Raw genomic sequence first — 22,795 nt, 5'->3', positions numbered from 1 at the left:
GCTCGTTGTAAGAGCCATCTGGCACCAATTTCATAGGTCCAATATGTCGCCCATCTCTGCGCCGCTGTCATTCAACCCCGCCGGTATTGAGCTGGATCGCCGTCAGGGTCTGACTCGCCAACTGTATGACGCCTTGCGCCAGCGGGTGCTGGATGGACGACTGGTCAGTGGCACGCGCCTGCCCGCCACCCGTGACCTGGCGGCGGCGTTGTCGATTTCCCGCAACAGTGTGGTACGCGCCTACGATCAGCTGTATGCGGAGGGGTTTATTGAAAGCCGAGTCGGCGATGGCACTTATGTCGCTCAATTGCCTACGGCAAAAAAACTATCCACAAAAGTATCCACAGGGTTTTCAACAGGCTTATCCCCAACCTTATCCACAAAATGGGCTGATTTGCCGGAAGATCTGGACGATGAAGTTATCCACAGCGCGGGCTTGGCCCGGGTAAAAAACAACCACCTGGCCTTACCTCCCTCGGGTCCGCCTCGGGCATTCCGCGTGGGCGTGCCGGCCTTTGATCTGTTCCCCTTTGAGGTATGGGCCAAGCTGAATGGGGCATTCTGGCGCAAGCCGGATCTGGAACTGCTGTGCTATGGCGACCCGGCGGGTGACGGTCGCCTGCGCGGTCTGATCGCCGCTTACTTGCGCAGCTCACGGGGCATGCAGTGCACCGCTGAACAAATAGTGATCACCAGTGGGGCGCAGCAGGCAATCAGCCTTTGTGCACAGTTGCTGGTAGAGCCGGAAGATGGGGTGGCGGTGGAAAACCCTGGCTACCGTGCGGCGGGGCATGCGTTCGCTTTGGCAGGCGGACGGTTGCACGGTGTACCGGTGGACAGTGAAGGCATCGATTGCCAAGTACTCAACAGCCTGGGCGATTGCCGAGTGGCGTATGTCACGCCCTCTCATCAGTACCCGTTGGGTGTGGTGATGAGCCTGGCACGGCGCCTCGAACTGCTGGCCTGGGCCGAGCGCACGGGCGGTTGGATCATCGAGGACGATTACGACGGCGAATACCGCTACAGCGGCGCGCCGCTGTCGCCATTGGCGGCACTGGACCGCAGCGGGCGCGTGCTGTACGTCGGCACGTTCGGCAAGGTGGCCTTTCCGGCCTTGCGCCTGGGTTACCTGGTATTACCGCCGGGCCTGGTCGACGCCTTTTCCCGGCGGCGAGCGGTGGATATGCGCCATTCCGAAGTCAGCACCCAGGCCGTGATGGCCGAATTCATGGCCGCCGGGCACTTCCAGCGACATATCCGGCGCATGCGCCGCGCGGCGTTGAGCCGACGCAATGCACTCCTGGCCGGGTGGCCGGGTGACCTCGACGGGGTCGCCAGCCTGCCCAGCGTTGCCGCAGGGCTGCACCTTACGGTACGCGTGGCCAGTCTGGCCCGTGAGCAACAATTGCTCGAGCAGGCCAAGGCTGCTGGTGTCGAAATCAACGGCCTGAGCAGTTACTGGCTGGCAGGCTCCAGCACACCGCCGGACCAGCGTGCGGGCCTCGTGCTGGGGTTTGCCGCGGTGCCAGAGGTTGCCATCGGCCAGGCCCTGTCGCGCTTGCGTCAGGCCTGGGGCTCTTCCACCGCCGGCTGAGGTGGCTTGCTTTTAAAGAACAGCGTGCGCGCCAGTTGGGGGCTGATCTCACTGCGGTAGATACTGATATTGTTGCGGCTGGCGTCGTTCCTGCGCTCGTATTTTCCGCCCAGGCCGCGTTGGTCTGGGGTTTTCAGATGGGCAGCGGTGAAGTTCTCCTCTGATCCTGTCAGCGCGGTGTAGTGAAAGTGGGCATACCACAACGTTTTCTTGGTTTGGATATCCACCACGGGATACTCCTGCAGAAAACCTGAGTGACTTCCGGTGAGCTTGATGCGCGCACCGGTGGGTGGGTTGATGGTAACCACCCCTTCCTTGAGCAACAGCTCGACATGAGCCGCGGTGGGTGGCCGTGTCTTGAGCATATGGATGCGGAGGCGCTTGCGTTCGCCCTGGAGCTTGCTGATCGCGGCGGACAGTCGTTTGTTGAGCATTGCTGAGGGGTGTGTGGTGCTTTCTGTCAGATTGCTCAGGGTCAGTGCTTCTTCGATCTCCTGGCTGGCGTGCATCAGCTGTTCGATCCGGTTGCTGATACGCTCTTCAATGGTTACTGGCAGCCATCCCGCCTCGTTGGACAGTACTTCCGTGCGCCTGATAAAGGCCTCAAGCGTGTCCAGCAGGGCCTGGCCGTGGGTCGTGCTCTGTTTAAGGTTGCGGGCCTGGGCGCGGCTGGTTGATCGCGCCGCGGGTAGTTGTTCAACCCACACGCCCGGCTCTTTTTCATGGAACGTGGCGATTACCTTGCCGGTCAGCGGCTCCTTTACCTCCACCAGCGCTGTGCTGCCTTCGGCGTCCGGCAGGCGTTCTTCGCCGATGACAATCCCCTTGAGATGCGTCTTGATGACTCTCTTCGTGACCCTGGACGAGGGGCGTGAAGGTCCAGGCATGGGCTCCAGGGTTTGGGCTTTGCGTTCGCGCAGCAGGCCGGTCAGTTCTCGCGTGGCGTTTTGGGCGAACTCATCGATTTGTTTGCGCAGATTGGCCAATGGGGTTTTTTGCAGGTCGTCGGGGAAGTCGGCCGGCAACTCCACCAGGTTCTGATCCACGCTCGCGAATTGGTCCACCAGGCTGTCGAGGGTTTCGATCAACTGGTCTTGAGTGGCTTCATTCTCCGGGTCCAGGGCGACTCGCAGGCTTTGCACTGCCAGCTCGGCGGTTTCGATAATGCGCGCAACCGCTTCCCTGGCCGCCGGCAAGCTCTCGGTTTTGGTCTCATTGAGGCATAGGAAGGTACTCAGGCTGATCTTGAACGCTTTGAGGTCAGTGAGGCTCACATTCGCCAGGCCGGGCCCATGAGTAGTGGCGAACCTGACACCCCTTTCACCGAGCTCCCGCATCTCCTTTAAAGGGGTCTCGATGAACGTCAGGCGTTCAATCATATCCTGGGTGACCTCATAGACTTTTTGGTAGGTACTGAGGGGGAGTGTCGCCAGCGTATCGTCATCGGGGTCCATGTGCCCTTCAACAGAACGTAGCTGTTGTTGGAACCCGGCCAGCTGTTCGTTGATGGCTGAACGGGCCACGAAAATCTGGTTGGTCAGGTATTCGTACATCCCGTCCAGGTAATTGGGAACGGTGTCGATGATCTTCAGCGATTTGAGTTGGGCGATCGTCACGTCAAGTTCCTTGATGTGATTGTCCGCCTGGGCAAGGTAGGTGGTTCGAGCCGCTTCCTGGGCGTTCTCCGGCGTTGCGGCGATGGCCTCGCGCAGTGCCTCAAGCTCGCTGTGCCGTTGCATCAATTGCTTGTCAAAGCTATTTAACTGCTCGCGCAGGTCTTTTATTTTCGGCGGCTTGAGGCGCTGACCCTTTTGCCGCAGGCGGCGCAGCCCGCTGGCTTTCAATCGGAACCGGATGTCGATAAACCACTGGCCAGCACGGTTGCTGGTCAGCGGAAAGCCTGTTCGCTGTGACTGTTTTGGATCAACAATCAGGACTGAATCGTTTTCGTCCATATCAACCTCAAACCATCGAGTTCCAACCGGCGCATACCAGTGTTCCCCTGCGCTGTAGAGGTGCTTGTAGGCGGTGTCCTCCTTGTACTGTTCGCTCAGGGATGATGGCTTCTCGACCATGAGGGCATCCAGGATCTCTCCGAGATTGCGCCGGGACTGAGTCAGCGCGCCGCTGGCATGCAGCGTACCTTGATGGTCCGCCGGCAGCTCACCTGCCGTGATCGTCGGTTTTTGTATCAGGACCATGGCGGGTGGGGGCTTGGACGGTTCGGCGGGTTCTGACGGCTTGGGCCGCTTGAAGGGCGCGGACGACTCGCCCGGCTCGGAAGAGGCGCGGGTTTCTTTTTCGATCGCTGCGCTGGGGCGTCGTTGTGTACTGATGTGCATCGTCAACACCATGCCCAGCGTCAGCAATATATCCACCCAGGCGGAGAGTTCGGCAGGTCGCTCGTTTATTTCTCTGGCATCCACGACATGTTGCAAATCATCCATCAATTGCCAGATCCAGGACGCTGCGCCGACGGTTTTCCCCATGAATGGCAGTGCCGCGGTAAAAATCTGCCAGCCCATTTGCTTCAAGCTTTCCCAACGGCCCTCGGCATTGGAGACAGACTGGCGGTCGGCCAGGTTTGCCAATGCCGTCGCGTGAGTTTTGAACAGCGTCGCGAAATAGTCATTGCGCAACACCTCATTGCCGAAACGGATCGGCCCTGTCATCACCAGCGCATCGAGAGGGTCATTGAGCAGGCTGGTAAACACCCAGGGGGACGGCAGGGTGCCGGTGAATACGAACTGGCCGTAAGCGGTGCGCTCCTTGTCGGGCAACCAGGCGAGGATCGACTGGCGCAAGGTCGCTGATTGCTTGATTTCATAGAGCAGGTTGGCTTCAGAGGCGAACTCCATCAACGGCTCATTGCTCAGTGGTCGATAGAGCAGGCAAGGGCCGTTTTTCGGGGCTTGGGGGCCAATGATGAACATGTTGTCGACCGTATCCACGGCTGTCGTCAGGCGCCGCTTGGGGTACAGGGCCAGGGGGCGGATCACCACCGGGTAACCGTCTACCCGCTGCTTTTCAGTCTCCGTGTTCATCACGGCACACACGTAGCGATAACCCTGTTCGGTCAGGCCGTGAAGACCGCGAATCTTGTACTGCAAGGCCAGCAAGGGCAGTTGCAGGCGCAATTGTTCGGTGTAGAGTTTTTGCCGGCGCAAGGACTGCGCGGCGTCCTCCAGCAATTTGCTTTTGATCAGGGCGGGATAATGTTTGCCGATATCGACCTGGGTAATCAGTTTTTCCAAGTATTGCGCCGTCATCCAGGTCGGCGTCACCGTCCCGTTACGGTAAATCACGACCTTGTTACCCAACGGCAGGGCAATCAGGTTTTCCAGGGCCAGCTCGGTCAGCGTGAAGGTTTGCGTCTGGGTTTGGCCGGGTACGGCCAGCGTGCCCCAGACCACTGCGCTGGTCACGGCGATTTGCACGTTTTCCAAGTTGACGTTGGCAGCCTCCGGGTGGTCCTTGATCATCTGTGCGCGCAAGGCGTTGCGGGCAAAATCACCCACGGCGGGAATGTCATCCATATAGGTCTTGCCGTTCTCCCGCAGATTCAGGGCCGCCAAGTCCATCATGTAACGACCATAGGCCGACTGGTCGGGTGACGAGGCCTGCTGCAACCATCCGGGCAGTGAGTCGCGAACCCAGCCAAGCCGGGATTGATCCTGTTGCGTGAACGCGTGGAGTTCCTCCTTTGCACTGTCCGCCGGGGAAAGTGGCTTGATGTCCTCATCGTCAAAGGCGATGTGCCGCAGCGCTTCGATTTGCAGGCTGATCAGGCTGCTGGCCTGATACTCAAAGAAATTGCCCGATGGCTCGAACAGTCGCCAATGGATTTCGCGCCCCGCGAATAAATGTGGATGGGGCGCCAGGTATTCACCAAACGCCTTCATCGAGCTGAATTTTTTATAGCCGGTGGCAATCGAGTAACAGAGGATGAGCTCCCGTGTGCCCAACTTCCCGATCACCAGCGCCATAGAGGTCACATTGAGGTGTTTGCTGACGCTACCCGCTTGCTCATCGATATCAATCAGGTAGGCGTGGGCGTCATAGTTGTCATGGGGCTGGCGCTGTGCGTATTCGGGGTAGTGAAAAACATTCCTGGCCATGGCGCACTCATCGTCGTCCCAGTCATCGACGGTGTGTACATTCCAGAGGTTGCGCAGTGAGCGGGCCAACGTCTTCCAGCGTGGCCCGTTCTGGCCGCCGCTTTGGTTCCAGAAATCGAGCTGTTGTTCCTGATAGGAGACAAACAGCAGGGGGGCCAACTCGTTGATCAACTGCGCGATACGGTCAACCTGGACGGAAACGTGGGTGTTTGCCTGCTCCTGGGTTTGATTGATCAGATAGTGCTCACCGTCGATCCAGGTCAGCGCGACGTTGGTCAACGCGCTGCGCGCCAGTGCGCCGGCCAGCGATTGAAGGTGCGGAAGGTCGGGCACCACCTCACCGCTGACGCTTTGCCAGCGAGGGGTGACCAGGATGGCCAGGTTGGGGTCGATATCGAGGTCCGGGTACAGCTCGGCCAGCGCCGATCGTAAAGTCGCCGCCGCGACCTCCCGCAGGGAGGGGCCGGTGGCCAGTTGAGTCAGCAGATCGTTGGCGCTGGGGGACAGTGCAGTGTCATTCATAAGGGCATCCTGGCCGCAAGAAAGGGGCCGCTAGGGTGCGTAGCGGCGTTTTTCTCACAGTAAGGATGTTGCCCACTCGGCGAGCGGTAGTTAAGTCAAGGTCAACCCCTCAGGCCCTGCGGTGGAATCGGCGATCAGGTACCCGACTTGATTTTGGTCCAGGCCCTGGTCCTGGCGCGCTCGGCATCCCGGGTCAGCGGTTTCAAGGTGTACAGCGTGGCCATGGCCGCCTCTGTCGGGTACAGGTTCGGGTTGTTGCGAATCGACGGGTCGACCTGCTCGGTGGCGTCCTTGTTCGGGTTGGGGTAACCGACGAAGTCGCTGATGGGCGCGATCACGGCCGGTTGCAGTAAGTAGTTGATGAAGGTGTAGGCGTCCTGCGGGTTTTTTGCGCCTTTGGGAATGGCGAGCATGTCGAACCAGATCGGTGCCCCTTCCTTGGGCAGGCGCATGTCCACGGTGACACCGTTCTTGGCCTCTTTGGCGCGGTTGGCGGCCTGGGAGAAGCTGCCTGAGTAACCGACGGCTACGCAGATGTCGCCGTTGGCGATGTCGGCCATGTACTTGGAGGAATGGAAGTAGGTGACAGAGGGGCGGATCTTCAGCAGCAATGCTTCGGCTTTTTCATAATCCTTGGGGTTGCTGCTGTTGGGGTCCAGCCCCAAGTGCTGCAAGGCCAGGGGCAGGATTTCCGAGGGGGAGTCCAGCAGCGCGACGCCACATTGCTTGAGCTTGCTGATGTTTTCTTCCTTGAAGATCAGGTCCCAGCTGTCCACCGGCGCATCGGCGCCCAGCGCGGCCTTGACCTTGTCCGGGTTAAAGCCGATCAGGATGGTGCCGTACATGTAGGGCACGGCGAATTTGTTACCGGGGTCGTTGGCTTCGATCAGCTTCATCAGCTTGGGGTCGAGGTGGTTCCAGTTCGGTAACTGGCTGCGGTCCAACGGCTGGAATACGCCGGCCTCGATCTGCTTGGCCAGGAACACGTTGGACGGCACCACCACGTCATACCCGGAGTTGCCGGTGAGCAGCTTGGCTTCCAGCGCCTCGTTGGTGTCGAAAATGTCGTACACCAATTTGATGGCGGGGTTCTGCGCCTTGAAGTCCTCCAGCGCCTTGGGCGTGATGTAGTCGAACCAGTTATAGACGCGCAGGGTTTTTTCTTCGGCGTGGGCCACGCCGCTGATAACGGTGGCGCAGAGGATAAGTGACTTGAGCATGTTCATTGGGCAGCCCCTTCAAAACCTTCGAGAACATTGACGGCATTGATGCCGATTTCTTCCACCGCGTAGCCGCCTTCCATCACAAACAGCGTGGGTTTGCCCAAGTGGGCGATGCGTGCGCCCATTGCCAGGTAATCCGGGCTGTCGAGTTTGAATTGCGAGATAGGGTCGTCCTTGAAGGTGTCCACCCCCAGGGACACCACAATGATGTCGGCCCCATAACGTTCAATCTCGTTGCAGGCCTGTTCCAGCGCTGCGCTCCAGCGCTCCCAGCCGGAACCGGCGGGCAACGGGTAGTTGACATTGAAGCCTGCCCCCGCGCCCTCGCCCAGTTCGTCGGCATAGCCGAGAAAAAACGGAAACTCCGCCGCCGGGTCACCGTGGATCGAGGTGAACAGCACGTCGTTGCGCGCATAAAAGATCGATTGGGTGCCGTTGCCGTGGTGGTAGTCCACGTCCAGGATCGCGACCTTTCGGTGGCCCTGGTCGAGAAACGCCTGGGCTGCAATGGCGGCGTTGTTGAGGTAGCAATAGCCGCCCATCAAGTCACTGGCGGCGTGGTGCCCCGGTGGCCGGCAAAGGGCGAAGGCACTGCGGGCGCCTTGCTGGATTGCTTGTTGCGCCGTCAGCGCCACTTGGGCCGCGCTATAGGCGGCTTGCCAGGTGCCGGCGGTAATTGGGGCCCCGCCGTCGAAGCTGTAATAACCGAGTTGGCCGTGCAGGCTGGTGGGCAATACACGGCGCAAGGTGCGGGCCGGCCAGGTGTAGGGCAGCAGGTCGCCGTCCTGGCCGAACTCGGTCCAGCGTTGCCATGCACTTTTGAAGAAGTCGAGGTAGTCACGGCTGTGGATGCGTTGCAGCGGCGCCAGGCCAAAGTCCTGCGGGGCTTGGACGGCGCCCAGTTCACGGTCCTTGACCCGCTGCAGCACATGGTCGGCGCGCGAGGGCATTTCAAAGCAGGGCATCAGTTGCCCGTCCATCAGTTCACAACGGCCGTGGTGCAGGTGGTGATCGTCTGAGTAGATCGTCAGCATATTGTTGTTCTCCGCAGGCGGTATTGGTGCCTGCAGTCTTGCTGGCGGCGGAGGTTATGAGAACGGCAAGAGCGGCCAAAAGGGGATAAATATGGCCAGATTTTCTGTCCGTAATTCGCCCCTCAATAGCGCGTCATGCGCGAAATTGGCTCGGTGCCACGCCGCTCCAGCGCACGAAGGCATGCCGGAAGCTGGCGGTCTCGCTGAAGCCCAGCTGCTCGGCAATCCGGTAGATGGGGCATTGGTCTTGCGCCAGCAATTGCTTGGCGCGTTCGAAACGCAGCTCATCCAGCAGTTCCTGATAGCTGCAGCCCAGGTCATGCAGGTGTCGGCGCAGGGTGCGCGGCGAACAGTTCATCTGTTGGGCCAGGCCATCCAGCCCGGGGGCGGCGTGCAGTTGCGCCGCGAGCAATTGGCGGATTCGCCCCAGCCAGGCTTCGCGCCCGGTGAATTCGGTGTTCTGTTTACGGCAGCGCTCAGCCATGGCCTGGTGGGTCACGCTGTCGGCCAGCGGCAAAGGCTGGGCGAGCCAGCGTTTGTCAAAGGCGAACGCATTGGCGGTGGCCTGGAACTGCAACGGGCAGTCGAAACTCTCGGCGTAGCGCGCTTGATAATCCGGTGCATCGTGCTCGAAGCGCGCGCCCAGCAAGGGCAGTGGATGGCCGAGCAGGTCGTCGCAAATGACCTTCAGCGACCCGAGGCACAGCTCGACATTGAAGGCGGTCAGGGCTGGGTTATCGCGATAATCGCCCGCGGTGAACCAGATACGTCCGCCGTCCTCCTCCAGGCTCAGCTCGAACAGTGTTCCCAACAGCGCCGGATAACGCAGGGCCAAGCGCAAAGCGTCACCGAAAGTGGCACTCGTGAGCAGGGCATAGCCGAGCATGCCGTAGGACGATACATGCATGCGGCGCCCCACGATCAGGCCGATATCGCGCTGCAGGGCCACGGCATTGGCGCACACCTGCATCTCCTGATGCGTGGCGATGCGCGTGTCGGCGCGGCTCAAGTCCGCCGCGCAGATACCGCTGCCGGCCAGCAGCGTCTCGGCGGGCCAGCCTTCGGCCTTGAAGGTACTGAGTACCAGCGAGACCGCGTTGAGGGTCGTGAGGTGGGAGTGCAGCATGGGGGGCTTCCAGCCAGGAGATGGCTGGAAGGGGAGCAAGTTATATGCCGGTCAGCTCAGTTCGCCGCACAGGTCCAGTTCCACCAGGCGGCGGACCTCAGGCGTCGCAAGACTCGCACCGAGCAGGGCCTGCAGCTTGCCGAACACCGCTTCGCGGGTCATGCCGCCACCGGACAGTACGCCGACGCCGCGTAACCGGCTGCCAGCTTCGTACACGTCCAGCTCCACGCCGCCTTCATGGCATTGGGTGATCGCGACCACCACCACACCTTGATCGTGGGCACGCTGGAGGCTGGCCAGGAACGCCGGGTTATCGCTTGGCCCGGTGCCGCTGCCGAAGCATTCGAGGACCAGCGCCTGGAGGCCGCTGTCGATCAGCGCATCCAGTTGCCCGGCGCCGATGCCCGGCACCAACGGCAGCACGCCGACGTTGGCCAGGGCTTTGGCTTGGCGATAATCCAGCGCTGCAGGAATGGCCTCGGCCTTGGCCACGCCGCCGTTGCGCTGCAAGGCTGCAAACGGATGGCGACCAAAGCTGCGGATCTTCGCGCAACGGGTCGGCGCCATCAGTGCGCCATGGAAGTACAACTGCACACCGGGCGCCAGGCCTTGGCCCAATGCTGCCAGGGCACCGCTGACGTTTTCCCAGGCGTCGCTGTCGGGCACGCCGGCGGGCAGCATGGAACCGGTGAACACCACTGGCGTCGGCAAGCCCAGCAATTGAAAACTCATGGCTGCCGCACTGTAGGCCAAGGTGTCGGTGCCGTGCAGGATCAGTACTGCGTCGCAGCCGCCTTCCACGGCCTCGACGACCGCGATGCGCAATTGTTGCCAGTAGGCCGGGGTCATGTTGGCGCTGTCGATCAGCGGGGCCATTTCGCGGAAGCGCCACGCAGGCACTGGCTGATGGGCCAGTTGCTCGCGCATGCGCGCTTCGAACCCGGATGCGGGTGCCAGGCCGTTGGCGCTGGCCTGCATGCCGATGGTGCCGCCGGTGTAGAGCACCATGACGTTTTGGGCTGGTTGGGTCATCTGAACACTCTCCTGAACGAAAAACGCCGCCGGGCCCAGAGCATGCCCAAGGCCAGGCGGCGTGTCATCTATCTACGCTCAGCGTTGCGCTTGAGCGTTCAGTTCAGCCGAGACGGCAACGTCCGGTTTTGCCGGATTGGCCGGCCAGGCCTTGCGGTCCAGGTCCAGGTCTGGGAACTGGCTGGAGTCGAATACCGGGGTCTTGATGCCTGCGGCGCGCTGGTTGTCGTAGTCGTTCAGGATGCGCATGGCGATCTTGAACAGGAACGCCAGGGCGAACAGGTTAACGAACGCCAGCATCGTCATAGTGATGTCGGCGAAGGCGAACACGGTGCCCAGGTTCTCGATGGAACCCCAGAAAATCAGCACCAGCACCAGTGCGCGATAGCCCATCAGCACTTTGCGGTTGTTACCCACCAGGAAGCGCAGGTTGCTCTCACCGAGGTAGTAGTTGTACATGATCGAGGTGAACACGAATAACGCCAGGGCCACCGAGATGAACATGCGGCCCCAATCACCGACCACGGCCGCCAGGGAGTTCTGGGTCAGGGCAATGCCGTCGCCTTCGAAGCCTGGGGTGTAGAAACCGGAAAGCAGGATCAGCAAGGCGGTGCAGGTACAGATCACGAACGTGTCGAGGAACACGCTGAACGCTTGCACCACGCCTTGGGCGATCGGGTGTTCTACCGACGCCACCGCCGCCACGTTAGGCGCACTGCCCAAACCGGCTTCGTTGGCGAACACGCCGCGCTTAACACCCATGATGATCGCGCTGCCCACCAGGCCGCCGAAGGCCTGGTCGAGGCCGAACGCGCTCTTGACGATGGTTGCGAGCATGGCGGGTACGTGGTCGAACTGCAGCACGATCACGTACAGGGTCACGGCGATGTAGACCAGGGTCTTGACCGGCACCAGCAGGTCGGCGATCGAAGCGATGCGCTTGATCCCGCCGATGAACACCAAGCCCAGCAATACTGCGAGGGCCAGGCCGGTGTAGGTGGTGTCCAGGCCGAAAGCGTTGTTCAGCGAGTGCGTCACGGCATGGGCTTGCAGGCCGTTGAAGGCAAAGCCGAAGGTCACCAGCAGCAGGAACGCCATGACCATACCCAGCCAGCGCTTGTGCAGGCCGTGCTGGATGTAATACGCGGGGCCGCCACGGTAAGTGCCTTCGGCGTCAGTGCGTTTGTACAGCTGGCCGAGGGAGCACTCGATAAAGCTCGAAGACATGCCCACCAGCGCGGTGACCCACATCCAGAACACGGCACCTGGGCCACCCAATGTCACGGCAATGCCGACACCGGCGATGTTACCTGCACCGACGCGGCCGGCCAGGCTGAGCATCAGCGCCTGGAACGAACTGAGCTGGCCGGAGCTGCTCTTCAGGCTGTCTTTGAACACTGAGAACATGTGGAAAAAGTGGCGCAACTGTACGAAACGCGAGCGAATCGTGAAATAACCGCCGAGCCCGACAATGAGCACGATCAGTACTTTCCCTGAGAGGAAGTCGTTGATGACTTCGAGCATGGAGTGTTCCTCGCTGATTTTTCTAATGGCAAACGCAGGACGGTTCGACGCCATCGCATCGCACCAGGCAGTGCGCGACAGTTCGACCCCAATCCTTTTGCGGGTTGTTATTCATGCGGTTTCGCGTTGTACCTGGGCCTCGTTACCGACGGCCGCACACGCGAAGAGGGGCGGCACTATACCTAGGCGAACGAGATCCGTCTGCTCGGGCTGATTAAAGGTTTCAGCCATGCGACTGAGGGGGCGGTGGATTGGCAGGGCGATATTGGAGTTTTTATGGGCGTCATTTCACAACCTTGGGGCAAAAAAAAGGGCCTGAAGAACGAGCCTTCAGGCCCTCAAAAGGTGAGAGGTGTCTAGTCCCTCAGCCTGGTGAGCAGTGCAACAGACGCTTAGGCCTTCAACGGGACCAAGCGTGGAGCGATCATGTTTTCGGGGCGCAGGATGTCGTCGAGCATGGCGTCGTCGAGCAAGCCTTCTTCGCGCACCAGTTCCAGCACGCCGCGGCCGCTTTCGAGGGCGATGCGGGCGATGCGGGTGGCGTTTTCATAGCCGATGTACGGGTTCAGCGCGGTGACCAGGCCGATGGAATGCTCCACCAGTTCGCGGCAGCGCGCTTCGTTGGCGGTGATGCCGACGATGCAGTGTTCGCGCAGCATGTCCATGGCGCGTTGCAGCAAGCGGATCGAGTCGAAGATCTTGAAGGCGATCAGCGGCTCCATTACGTTCAGCTGCAGTTGGCCGCCTTCGGCTGCCATGGTCAGGGCCAGGTCGTTACCGATCACTTGGAACGCGACTTGGTTAACCGCTTCCGGGATTACCGGGTTGACCTTGCCGGGCATGATCGAGCTGCCTGGCTGGCGCGCCGGCAGGTTGATCTCGTTGATGCCGGTGCGTGGGCCGCTGGACAGCAGGCGCAGGTCGTTGCAGATCTTCGACAGCTTCACCGCAGTGCGCTTGAGCATGCCGGAGAACAGCACGAAGGCGCCCATGTCGGAGGTGGCTTCGATCAGGTCGGCGGCAGGCACAACCGGCTGGCCGCTGATCACCGCCAGGCGTTGTACCGCCAGGGCTTGGTAACGCGGGTCGGCGTTGATGCCGGTACCGATGGCGGTGCCGCCCAGGTTCACTTCGGTCAGCAGCTCTGGCGCCAGGGTTTTCAAGCGCGCCAGGTCTTCACCGAGGGTGGTGGCGAAGGCGCGGAATTCCTGGCCGAGGGTCATCGGCACGGCGTCTTGCAATTGGGTGCGGCCCATTTTCAGTACGTGGCTGAACTCGACGCCCTTGGCGGCGAATGCCTGGATCAGGCTGTCGAGGCTGGCCAGCAGCGCGTCATGGCCCAGCAGCAGACCCAAGCGGATCGCGGTCGGGTAGGCGTCGTTGGTCGACTGCGCCATGTTCACGTCGTTGTTGGGGTGCAGGTACTGGTACTCGCCCTTGTTGTGGCCCATGGCCTCCAACGCGATGTTGGCGATGACTTCGTTGGCATTCATGTTGGTTGAAGTGCCGGCGCCGCCTTGAATCATGTCCACCACGAACTCTTCGTGGAAGTCGCCGCGGATCAAGCGGGCACAGGCTTCGCTGATGGCAGCGTGCTTGGCTTCGCTGAGCTGACCGAGCTCGCGGTTGGCATCTGCCGCCGCTTGCTTGACCATTGCCAGGCCGACCACCAATTTCGGGTAATGCGAAATCGGAACGCCCGAGAGGCGGAAGTTATTCACCGCTCGCAGGGTCTGGATGCCGTAATACGCTTGGGCAGGTACTTCGAGTACGCCAAGCAGGTCTTTTTCTGTGCGGAATGATGCAGCGGAGGACATGACGGAAATCATCTCGATATGGACCCGGAACTGGCCGGAACGCTGCGAATGCTAGGCTTGTGCAAGTTTTTGGGCCAATGCTGTTAAACACTGGCCTATGCACAAACGGCATAATGTGAGTGTGACCCAGCTATGATGGCGGGCGTGTGTGCCAAAATGGTGCGTACCCGTGGGAGGACGTGATGAACCTTGAGAGCAAATGGCTGGAAGACTTCAGTGCCCTGGCAGCGACCCGCAGCTTTTCCCAGGCCGCCGAGCGACGCTTCGTCACCCAGCCGGCGTTCAGTCGACGTATCCGCAGCCTGGAAGCCGCGTTGGGCCTGACCCTGGTCAACCGCTCGCGTACGCCGGTAGAGCTGACGGCGGCGGGGCAGTTGTTTTTAGTCACGGCGCGCACCGTGGTGGAACAGCTCGGTGAAGTGCTGCGCCATTTGCACCACTTGGAAGGCGGGCAGGGCGAAGTCATGCAAGTGGCGGCGGCTCACTCGTTGGCGCTGGGCTTCTTCCCCCGCTGGATCGCACAACTGCGCAACGAAGGCCTGAACATTGCCACCCGCTTAGTCGCCACCAACGTCGGTGACGCCGTGCACGCCCTGCGCGAAGGGGGTTGTGACCTGATGCTGGCGTTCTACGACCCGGACGCCGCCATGCAGATGGACGCCGAAATCTTCCCGTCCCTGCACCTGGGCAACACCGAAATGCTCCCGGTGTGCGCCGCTGATGCCGACGGTAAACCGTTGTTTGACCTGGAAGGCGAGGGCAGTGTGCCGCTGCTGGCGTACAGCGCTGGCGCGTTCCTCGGCCGCTCGGTGCATTTACTGCTGCGCCAACGCGCCCTGCGTTTTACGACGGTTTATGAAACCGCCATGGCCGATAGCCTCAAGAGCATGGCCCTTGAAGGCCTGGGCATCGCCTGGGTACCGCAGTTGAGCGTGCGCGCCGAACTCGCTCGCGGAGAACTGGTTGTCTGCGGCGGTCCGCAATGGCATGTGCCATTGGAGATCCGCTTGTATCGCTGCGCGTTGGTGCGCAAGGCGAATGTGCGGTTGTTGTGGCGAAAACTGGAAGGTGGCGCGGCGCAAACCACCTGAGCCGAACACCGGGCAAATGTGGGAGGGGGCTTGCCCCCGATAGCGGTGTATCAGTGACAGATAAGTGCCTGACACACGGTCATCGGAAGCAAGCCCCCTCCCACAGGGTTTTGTGGTGATTGGGCTGACTCTTAAGTCAATAAAACCGCCGCTTTGCGCCACTGGACAGATGGTCATTCCAGGGGCTGTTTATCTGCATTATTACGGTATACTGCGCGGCCTTCGGCCGGTCCAACCGGCCTTAATTCGTACACCAAGCCACGCCGGATTTCCCGCGTGGCTTGTTGTTTTTTGACGCGCCTGTGGGCGCCCAGAGAGAAGAGGCACGACGATGAGTGCATTGGTTGGCGTGATCATGGGCTCCAAGTCCGATTGGTCCACCCTTAGCCACACCGCCGATATGCTGGAAAAACTCGGCATTCCCTACGAAGTGAAAGTGGTCTCCGCCCACCGCACTCCGGATTTGCTGTTCCAGTATGCCGATGAAGCAGAATCCCGTGGCATCGAGGTGATCATCGCCGGTGCCGGTGGTGCAGCGCACCTGCCAGGCATGTGTGCGGCCAAGACCCACCTGCCGGTGCTCGGCGTGCCGGTGCAGTCGGCGATGCTCTCGGGCGTGGACTCGCTGTTGTCCATCGTGCAGATGCCGGCGGGCATTCCGGTGGCGACCCTGGCGATCGGCAAGGCCGGTGCGATTAACGCAGCTTTGCTGTCCGCCAGCATCCTGGGCGCCAAGCACCCGCAGTTCCACGCGGTGCTGAAAAAATTCCGTGCTGAACAGACAGACAGCGTGCTGGACAATCCAGACCCACGTATCGCCTGAGGTTGTTGACGATGAAAATCGGTGTAATCGGTGGCGGCCAACTGGGTCGCATGCTGGCCCTGGCCGGAACCCCGCTGGGAATGAACTTCGCTTTCCTGGACCCGGCGCCGGACGCCTGCGCGGCCGCGCTGGGTGAGCATCTGCGCGCTGACTACAGTGACCCGGACCACCTGCGCCAACTGGCCGACGAAGTCGACCTGGTCACCTTCGAGTTCGAAAGCGTCCCGGCCGAAACCGTTGCGTTTCTGTCGCAGTTCGTACCGGTGTACCCAAGCGCCGAAGCCTTGCGCATCGCCCGCGACCGCTGGTTCGAAAAGAGCATGTTCAAGGACCTGGGCATCCCGACCCCGGCCTTCGCCGATATCCAGTCCCAGGCAGACCTGGACGCTGCAGTCGCCAGCATCGGCCTGCCGGCCGTGCTGAAAACCCGCACCTTGGGTTATGACGGCAAGGGCCAGAAAGTCCTGCGCACGGCTGCCGATGTGGTCGGCACCTTCGCCGAGCTGGGCAGCGTCGCCTGCCTGTTGGAAGGCTTCGTGCCGTTCACCGGCGAAGTCTCGCTGATCGCCGTGCGTGCCCGTGATGGCGAAACCCGCTTCTACCCGTTGGTGCACAACACCCACGACAGCGGCATCCTCAAGCTGTCCGTGGCCAGCACCGACCACCCGCTGCAGGCCCTGGCCGAAGACTATTCCAGCCGTGTGCTCAAGCAACTGGATTACGTCGGCGTGATGGCGTTCGAATTCTTTGAAGTCGACGGTGGCCTCAAGGCCAACGAAATCGCCCCGCGCGTGCACAACTCCGGGCACTGGACCACCGAAGGCGCCGAGTGCAGCCAGTTCGAAAACCACCTGCGGGCGGTGGCGGGCTTGCCATTGGGCTCCACGGCCAAGGTCGGCGAGAGCGCCATGCTCAATTTCATCGGTGTGGTACCGCCAGTGGAAAAAGTCATCGCCATCGACGACTGCCATCTGCATCACTACGGCAAGGCCTTCAAGGCCGGGCGCAAGGTCGGCCACGCCAACCTGCGTTGCAAGGACCGCGCGACCCTGCAAGCGCAGATCCTCAAGGTCGAGGCGCTGATCGCCGAGCAATAAGCCTGGACTCGGCGGGAACCATTCGGTGACCGCCATCCTCTGATTGCAGGATGCCAAAGCCTGACTAGGCTTTGGCATAGCTCAATTCAATCAGAGGGAAATGCCATGGGTATCATCGGAACCATCTTTATCGGCTTGATCGTCGGCCTGCTGGCGCGTTTCCTGAAGCCAGGCGACGACAGCATGGGCTGGATCATGACCATCCTGCTGGGTATCGCAGGTTCCCTGGTCGCCACCTACGGTGGGCAGGCCCTGGGCATCTACCAGGCAGGTCAAGGCGCAGGCTTCCTCGGTGCGCTGATCGGCGCCATCGTGCTGCTGGTGATCTACGGCCTGCTGCGAAAAAAATGATTTAGCGTTACGGCCCTCTGCGCTGCGCAGGCGCAGGGGGCTAGAATGCCGACACTGTTAACCTTGTCGAGCCTCTCCATGCGTCGTCTTCTGCTTACGCTCCTATTACTAGGCTCTGGCCTGGCCCACGCCGGCGAACTGCCGGAAACCGATTGGCTTGACCTGATGCCGTTGTCGGATCAAAAAGCCCTCGAAGCCATGCCCGAGATCGACCACAACTCCCCCGAAGCCCAAGGCACGTTCACCGACAAAGGTGGCCTGAAGCAGAGCAAAGGCTTGCCGGCGGTGATGTACTCCACCAAGACCGTGGCCGCCATGAATGGCAAGAACATCCGAATTGGCGGCTATCCAGTACCGTTGGAGACCGACGCCAAGGGTCGCAGCACCCTGTTTTTCCTGGTGCCGTACCCAGGCGCCTGCATCCACGTGCCGCCTCCGCCACCTAACCAGTTGGTGCTGGTGCGCTATCCCAAGGGGTTGAAGCTGGACGACATCTACACGCCACTGTGGGTCACGGGCACGTTGAAGGTGGAGAAGGTCAATAACGATCTGGCCGATGCGGCGTATGCGCTGGATGCGGGGAAAGTGCGGGTGGTAAAGGAATCCGATCTTTAAAGGGCAACATATAACCAATGTGGGGGGGCTTGCCCCCGATAGCAGTGGATCAGTCAGCACATTTGCTACTGATAGACAGCGATCGGGGGCAAGCCCCCTCCCACATTTTGATCGGCGTTCCTACAGGGCGACAGCGGTGATGCTCACGCCCAAGGTGTGGCTTTCACCTGGGGCCAGGCTCACCACATCATCCAGCACATTCGCCGTCTCGATGCACAGCATGCCCTGCCAGCCATCGTCGGCCATGTCGTCGAACGCCTTGGCGCGTTCGGTCCAGGGGTTCCAGATCACGGTCGATTTCGAGCCCTCGGCAGTGAGCTGAATGCGGCGCTGCCAGTCTTTATCGACAATAGCCAGCTGGGACGGCGTGTCGAGGTAGATGCGGTCGGTTTCGGCGGTGAAGTGCAGCAGACCGGATTGCGTTTTCTCGGTCCAACCGTCGGCGGTGTCGATATAGGCCCCACCGTCCAGCCCTTCGACCTGCACGTTACGTACATCGCTGACGGCGAAGTAAGTGTGCAGCGCCTGGCTGAGTGTCACTGTCTCGGTACCACGGTTATGGCTGGTCAGGCGGATATGCAGTTGGTCGTCCAGCAGCAGGCTCAGGTTCAGGTCGACCTGATGGGGCCAGTCGGGGAAGCCGCCTGCGGGAACCGGTAGTTGCAGGTCCACCCGCAGCGCTTCGCCTTCGAGTGTGGTGTCAGCTAATTCCCACAATGCTGTACGCACAAAGCCGTGAGCACCGGCCGGCTGCTCGCTCTGGCGCATTGCCTTAACGCTCTGCGGGTTACGGTCAAACACGCCAAACCACGGCCAGCACACCGGTACGCCGGTACGAATGCCTTTGCCTTTCTTGAACATCGCCTCAGGGTTCGGCCAAATCAGCGGCTGCTCGCCCTCGCGCCCGTAACTGAATATATGTGCGCCCTGCTGGGCAATCATCAGCTCGGCGCCGTTGTGGCGGATGCGCCAGCAGTCCAGTTCGTCGATCTTTACGGTCTCAACGTGGGGCGTAGGCATAACAGACACTCTTAATGGCAGGCAATGGGGCAATTGACCGTCAAAAACCCGCGAGGTTTAACGCGCGCGTGAAGGCACGGAACGCGTGCGGCCGCTGCCATCGATAGCGACGAATACAAACACCGCCTCTGTCACCTTGCGCCATTCGCTGGACAGCGGGTCGTCGCTCCACACTTCGACCATCATCTGGATCGAGCTGCGGCCGATTTCCAGGGCCTGGGTATAGAAGGACAATTGCGCGCCCACTGCCACCGGCACCAGGAACGCCATGCGATCAATAGCCACGGTGGCCACGCGACCACCTGCCACCTTGCTGGCCATGGCGGTGCCGGCCAAGTCCATCTGGGCGACCAGCCAGCCGCCGAAGATATCGCCGAAACCGTTGGTTTCACGCGGCAGTGCGGTGATTTGCAGGGCGAGGTCGCCTTGCGGGATAGGATCTTCTTGTTCGAGTTCGATCATGCCGAGGGGCCTCTGACCCGTGACGCTTCATGGGTATTTCAAGTGGATAGCCGTCTTCGAAAAAAACGTTTCAGCACCAACATACACCGCGTGATGCGTTTCTCGTAAGGCGTACTAAAGGGAAACTCTGCCAAATCGGCTGGACGGCACCCAACGACGTTTTGGCACAGCAGCCCCTCAAGACTGCGGGTCTTGCGCTTGCAAGGGCCGAGTATATCGAGACCCTGGCGCCACGACGACCTCCCGGCGCTCATTTGGTCGTTAAATAGGCGCTGTATCGCGGCTTTTGCGCGCAACTGTTCTCCTGGCGCTGTGCTTTTACAAGCGATTTGCTATCTTGCCAGACCGCCGCAAGTCACGGGCGTGCCGTCCTTATCAAGCTGACTACTATAAGAGAAGCCTTGCCATGTCCTCCGTGCCCGCAAGCAGTGCGCAACCGTCGCGCCCGCTGACCCGCAACGACTACAAAACCCTGTCGCTGTCTGCCTTGGGCGGGGCGCTGGAGTTTTATGATTTCATCATCTTCGTGTTTTTCGCCACCGTGGTCGGAAAACTCTTCTTCCCCGTCGACATGCCCGAATGGCTGCGCATGATGCAGACCTTTGGCATCTTCGCCGCCGGTTACCTGGCACGCCCGCTGGGCGGCATCATCATGGCGCACTTCGGTGACCTGCTGGGCCGCAAGAAGATGTTCACCCTGAGCATCTTCATGATGGCCGTGCCGACCCTGATCATGGGCCTGCTGCCAACCTACGCGCAGATCGGCCTGTGGGCGCCAGTCCTGTTGCTGCTGATGCGCATCATCCAGGGCGCGGCCATCGGGGGTGAAGTCCCGGGCGCCTGGGTGTTTGTTTCAGAGCACGTACCGCCACGCCACATCGGCTACGCCTGCGGCACGCTGACCAGCGGCCTGACTGCCGGGATCCTGCTGGGATCGCTGGTGGCCACTGCGATCAACACGCTCTATAGCCCGGAGCAGGTCTCGGATTACGCCTGGCGTATCCCGTTCCTGCTGGGTGGTGTGTTCGGCCTGCTGTCGGTGTACCTGCGCCGCTGGCTGCATGAAACCCCGATCTTCGCCGAGATGCAGCAGCGCAAGACCCTGGCCGCCGAGCTGCCATTGCGCGCCGTGCTACGTGATCACCGCGGCGCCATCGTGTTGTCGATGCTGCTGACCTGGCTGCTGTCGGCCGGCGTCGTCGTGGTCATCCTGATGACCCCGACCGTGCTGCAGACGGTTTATCACTTCAGCCCGACCGTTGCGCTGCAAGCCAACAGCCTGGCCATCGTCACCTTGAGCCTGGGCTGCATCGCCTCCGGCGCATTGGCCGACCGCTTTGGTGCTGGCCGCGTACTGGTGGCCGGTTGCGCGCTGTTGCTCGCGACTTCCTGGACGCTTTACCACAGCCTCTTTGCACATCCTGACTGGTTGTTCCCGCTGTACACCTTGACCGGCTTGTTCGTGGGCACCATCGGCGTGGTGCCGTATGTAATGGTCAAGGCCTTCCCGCCGGTAGTGCGCTTCAGTGGCTTGTCGTTCTCCTACAACGTGGCCTACGCCGTGTTCGGCGGTCTGACGCCGTTGGCGGTGTCGCTGCTGATGAAGGAAAGCCCGATGGGCCCGGCCTACTACGTAGCTGCCCTGTGTGTGATGGGGATGGCAGTGGGCGGGTATCTGTGGAAGCGTTCCCGCTAATCCTGATCAGGCTCTCGCCAACGTGAGAGCCTGCTTTCGCATTCCGCTCCTGGCAATCTCGCGCCGTGCCAAAGCATATTTTCCAGGGCTTGCGCAGCGACTGACGAGGTGATTGTGTAGTGCTCGATCATGAGGTCCAGTAGCCAGAGGGCACCACGTACTTGGATGCCGTCTTTCTGAGCCTGGCGACGTAGTTTCCCATCACCTGTCAGCAATGGCCTGCCAGTGGTAAGAGCCAACAAATAGCAGGACACATCGGCCATTGAGCTGTTGCCATGCTCAATTTTCAAATTGAGTAATTTTTGTACATCTCTTTCATCAAACGACTCAACCAAAAGGCCCTGGGCGAGCAACTCGTCGTGGAAGATGTCTTCCAACTCATATAGAACGAAGTCGGTACAACAGAGGGTAAAGGGCAGTTTGAACATCTGTTCCAGCAGTCCGGCATTTCTGAAGTCGATCCAGATATTCGTATCGCTGATATAGATCAGGCTCATGCACTCTCCAGTGCCGTCAGAGGTCTTCGCAGTAATTCCGCGGCCCGGGACCTAGTTATCAACTCTTCCGCCAACGCCCAGAACACCAAGGATTCGAAGCGCTGCGGTGGTTTGCAGGGGAGTGGCTCGGGTTCAGCCTTGCGCCAACCATGAGTGCTGAATTGGATGGTGAGCAGTTTGTAGCCGGTATCACCTACCAGGCCGAGATCTTTGAGGCGGCGCAATGCGGCATGCATTGAAATTCCGTACTGACGCTTGGCGATCAGTAGTTCCTGGGTATGAATTCTCGAGCGAGGGCGGCTACCAAAATCACGGGTAACGGCATCAGCTGGATAAAGAAAGGCGCCGGCGAAACGATGACAGCAGTTCTCTTTTTCGCGTTCTGGCATTTCTTCGGGCAATTGCATGACCCAATGTCCCAACTCATGGGCTGCAGTAAAACGAATGCGTTCACCCGGACGTTGGGCATTCAAGGCAATCAGGACATGTTCGCCGTCACGGGTGGAGACGCAGGCGCCATCAAAATCATCCGGATCCTCCAGCATCACTACCTTGATGCCATGTTCTTCCAGTTGTTCGGTCAAGTGGGCGATCGGATCGCCGCCTATCCCCCAATATTTTCGTAGTTCGTCAGCCGCTATCTCAGCTTCTTCTATGGAGGACACGGGCAATAAGTACGCTGGGGTTCTAGCGGTCTGGATATCCAACGGCTCGAAGCATCCTTCAAGGGCGATGTAGCGTTCCAGGTGCTCGCGGACCTGCTCTTCGACTTGCACTTGGCGGTACTGAGGCATTTTGGCCAGTTTGCGAAACTCCAGTGGAGCCAGTGGCAAGGCTTCAGGACGAAAAAAATACTCCGGGCTCACTTCCAGTGCCTTGGCCAATTGCAGGAGGCGCCTGGAGTTGGGAGTGCTCAATCCTTTCTCATATTTGCTCAAGCCTTGTTTGGTGATATCACCTAGCTGGAGCGCCAGAGCCTCGAGTGACAGGCCTCTTAGCAGCCTTGCGCGGCGAATTCGGTCATTGATCATAAAAGCCTCCTTGGGTTGACAAGACTATGCATAACTACATTTTTGTCAACCTTAGGTGAGGTGTTGCGGCTCAAGCCTGGATGCGATGGCAGGTTAGGGGTCGCACTTCCGAGCGGCAACCT

At 60.5% G+C, this 22,795-nt stretch carries 18 protein-coding genes; 7 read left to right on the top strand and 11 right to left on the bottom strand.

The features are described from left to right. Positions 1–43 precede the first annotated feature (43 nt). On the top strand, positions 44–1,594 hold the full coding sequence (locus tag ACI512_RS02730) for a PLP-dependent aminotransferase family protein (protein ID WP_236379666.1): 1,551 nt from the start codon (positions 44–46) through the stop codon (positions 1,592–1,594). Here ACI512_RS02730 and ACI512_RS02725 read toward each other — a convergent pair. From ACI512_RS02725 to aspA, 7 genes are all read right to left on the bottom strand, one after another. Continuing rightward, on the bottom strand, positions 1,564–6,234 hold the full coding sequence (locus tag ACI512_RS02725; RefSeq protein ID WP_236379667.1) for a dermonecrotic toxin domain-containing protein: 4,671 nt from the start codon (positions 6,232–6,234) through the stop codon (positions 1,564–1,566). The genes ACI512_RS02730 and ACI512_RS02725 overlap by 31 nt on opposite strands. Before the next feature lie 134 nt (positions 6,235–6,368). Next, positions 6,369–7,460: a polyamine ABC transporter substrate-binding protein gene (locus ACI512_RS02720; RefSeq protein ID WP_064053211.1), complete on the bottom strand. Its 1,092-nt coding sequence runs from the start codon at positions 7,458–7,460 to the stop codon at positions 6,369–6,371. Further along, positions 7,457–8,491 (bottom strand): histone deacetylase family protein, encoded by a 1,035-nt coding sequence (locus tag ACI512_RS02715; RefSeq protein ID WP_236379668.1) that lies wholly within the window; start codon positions 8,489–8,491, stop codon positions 7,457–7,459. Before ACI512_RS02715 ends, ACI512_RS02720 begins: the two co-directional genes overlap by 4 nt. A 133-nt stretch (positions 8,492–8,624) precedes the next feature. Next, positions 8,625–9,617 carry an AraC family transcriptional regulator gene (locus ACI512_RS02710; protein WP_093544702.1) on the bottom strand — a complete coding sequence of 331 codons (993 nt, stop codon included), beginning with the start codon at positions 9,615–9,617 and terminating at the stop codon, positions 8,625–8,627. Between the two features lie 51 nt (positions 9,618–9,668). Continuing rightward, entirely contained in the window at positions 9,669–10,649 is a 981-nt protein-coding gene (locus tag ACI512_RS02705) for an asparaginase (RefSeq protein ID WP_236379669.1), read from the bottom strand. A gap of 78 nt (positions 10,650–10,727) precedes the next feature. Beyond that, complete coding sequence (locus ACI512_RS02700; RefSeq protein ID WP_015886589.1) at positions 10,728–12,173, bottom strand: sodium:alanine symporter family protein; 1,446 nt, start codon at positions 12,171–12,173, stop codon at positions 10,728–10,730. 392 nt (positions 12,174–12,565) lie between these two features. After that, on the bottom strand, positions 12,566–13,990 hold the full coding sequence (aspA, locus tag ACI512_RS02695; protein WP_025854459.1) for an aspartate ammonia-lyase: 1,425 nt from the start codon (positions 13,988–13,990) through the stop codon (positions 12,566–12,568). Between the two features lie 182 nt (positions 13,991–14,172). On the opposite strand from aspA, the gene ACI512_RS02690 reads away from it, so the two are divergent. The 5 genes from ACI512_RS02690 (at position 14,173) to ACI512_RS02670 (ending at position 17,967) form a co-directional block, all read left to right on the top strand. After that, positions 14,173–15,081, top strand: coding sequence for a LysR substrate-binding domain-containing protein (locus tag ACI512_RS02690; RefSeq protein WP_015886587.1), 909 nt, complete (start codon positions 14,173–14,175; stop codon positions 15,079–15,081). Between the two features lie 331 nt (positions 15,082–15,412). After that, the gene (gene purE / locus ACI512_RS02685; RefSeq protein WP_003176980.1) at positions 15,413–15,904 is read left to right on the top strand and encodes a 5-(carboxyamino)imidazole ribonucleotide mutase; all 492 of its coding nucleotides are present in this window, start codon (positions 15,413–15,415) and stop codon (positions 15,902–15,904) included. 11 nt (positions 15,905–15,915) lie between these two features. Then, on the top strand, positions 15,916–17,001 hold the full coding sequence (locus tag ACI512_RS02680) for a 5-(carboxyamino)imidazole ribonucleotide synthase (protein WP_015886586.1): 1,086 nt from the start codon (positions 15,916–15,918) through the stop codon (positions 16,999–17,001). Positions 17,002–17,106: 105 nt separating this feature from the next. Then, positions 17,107–17,352 carry a GlsB/YeaQ/YmgE family stress response membrane protein gene (locus ACI512_RS02675; RefSeq protein ID WP_015886585.1) on the top strand — a complete coding sequence of 82 codons (246 nt, stop codon included), beginning with the start codon at positions 17,107–17,109 and terminating at the stop codon, positions 17,350–17,352. A 78-nt stretch (positions 17,353–17,430) separates the two neighbouring features. Continuing rightward, the gene (locus tag ACI512_RS02670; RefSeq protein WP_050784921.1) at positions 17,431–17,967 is read left to right on the top strand and encodes a DUF3299 domain-containing protein; all 537 of its coding nucleotides are present in this window, start codon (positions 17,431–17,433) and stop codon (positions 17,965–17,967) included. A 120-nt stretch (positions 17,968–18,087) separates the two neighbouring features. Here the strand turns inward: ACI512_RS02670 and ACI512_RS02665 are convergent, their stop codons facing one another. Next, entirely contained in the window at positions 18,088–18,987 is a 900-nt protein-coding gene (locus ACI512_RS02665) for a D-hexose-6-phosphate mutarotase (protein ID WP_236379670.1), read from the bottom strand. Between the two features lie 57 nt (positions 18,988–19,044). Next, complete coding sequence (locus tag ACI512_RS02660) at positions 19,045–19,449, bottom strand: acyl-CoA thioesterase (protein WP_003176975.1); 405 nt, start codon at positions 19,447–19,449, stop codon at positions 19,045–19,047. A 406-nt stretch (positions 19,450–19,855) separates the two neighbouring features. On the opposite strand from ACI512_RS02660, the gene ACI512_RS02655 reads away from it, so the two are divergent. Further along, entirely contained in the window at positions 19,856–21,145 is a 1,290-nt protein-coding gene (locus ACI512_RS02655) for an MFS transporter (protein ID WP_064053217.1), read from the top strand. On the opposite strand, the gene ACI512_RS02650 is transcribed toward ACI512_RS02655, so the two are convergent. Both ACI512_RS02650 and ACI512_RS02645 read right to left on the bottom strand, forming a co-directional pair. Next, complete coding sequence (locus ACI512_RS02650) at positions 21,142–21,642, bottom strand: type II toxin-antitoxin system VapC family toxin (RefSeq protein ID WP_231809734.1); 501 nt, start codon at positions 21,640–21,642, stop codon at positions 21,142–21,144. The genes ACI512_RS02655 and ACI512_RS02650 overlap by 4 nt on opposite strands. Continuing rightward, complete coding sequence (locus ACI512_RS02645) at positions 21,639–22,673, bottom strand: helix-turn-helix domain-containing protein (RefSeq protein ID WP_236379671.1); 1,035 nt, start codon at positions 22,671–22,673, stop codon at positions 21,639–21,641. The genes ACI512_RS02650 and ACI512_RS02645 overlap by 4 nt, the downstream gene beginning before the upstream one ends. Positions 22,674–22,795 lie beyond the last annotated feature (122 nt).

Source organism: Pseudomonas petroselini, assembly GCF_045037875.1.
Taxonomy (GTDB): Bacteria; Pseudomonadota; Gammaproteobacteria; order Pseudomonadales; family Pseudomonadaceae; genus Aquipseudomonas; species Aquipseudomonas petroselini.
This window is presented reverse-complemented; position numbering and strand designations above follow the sequence as displayed.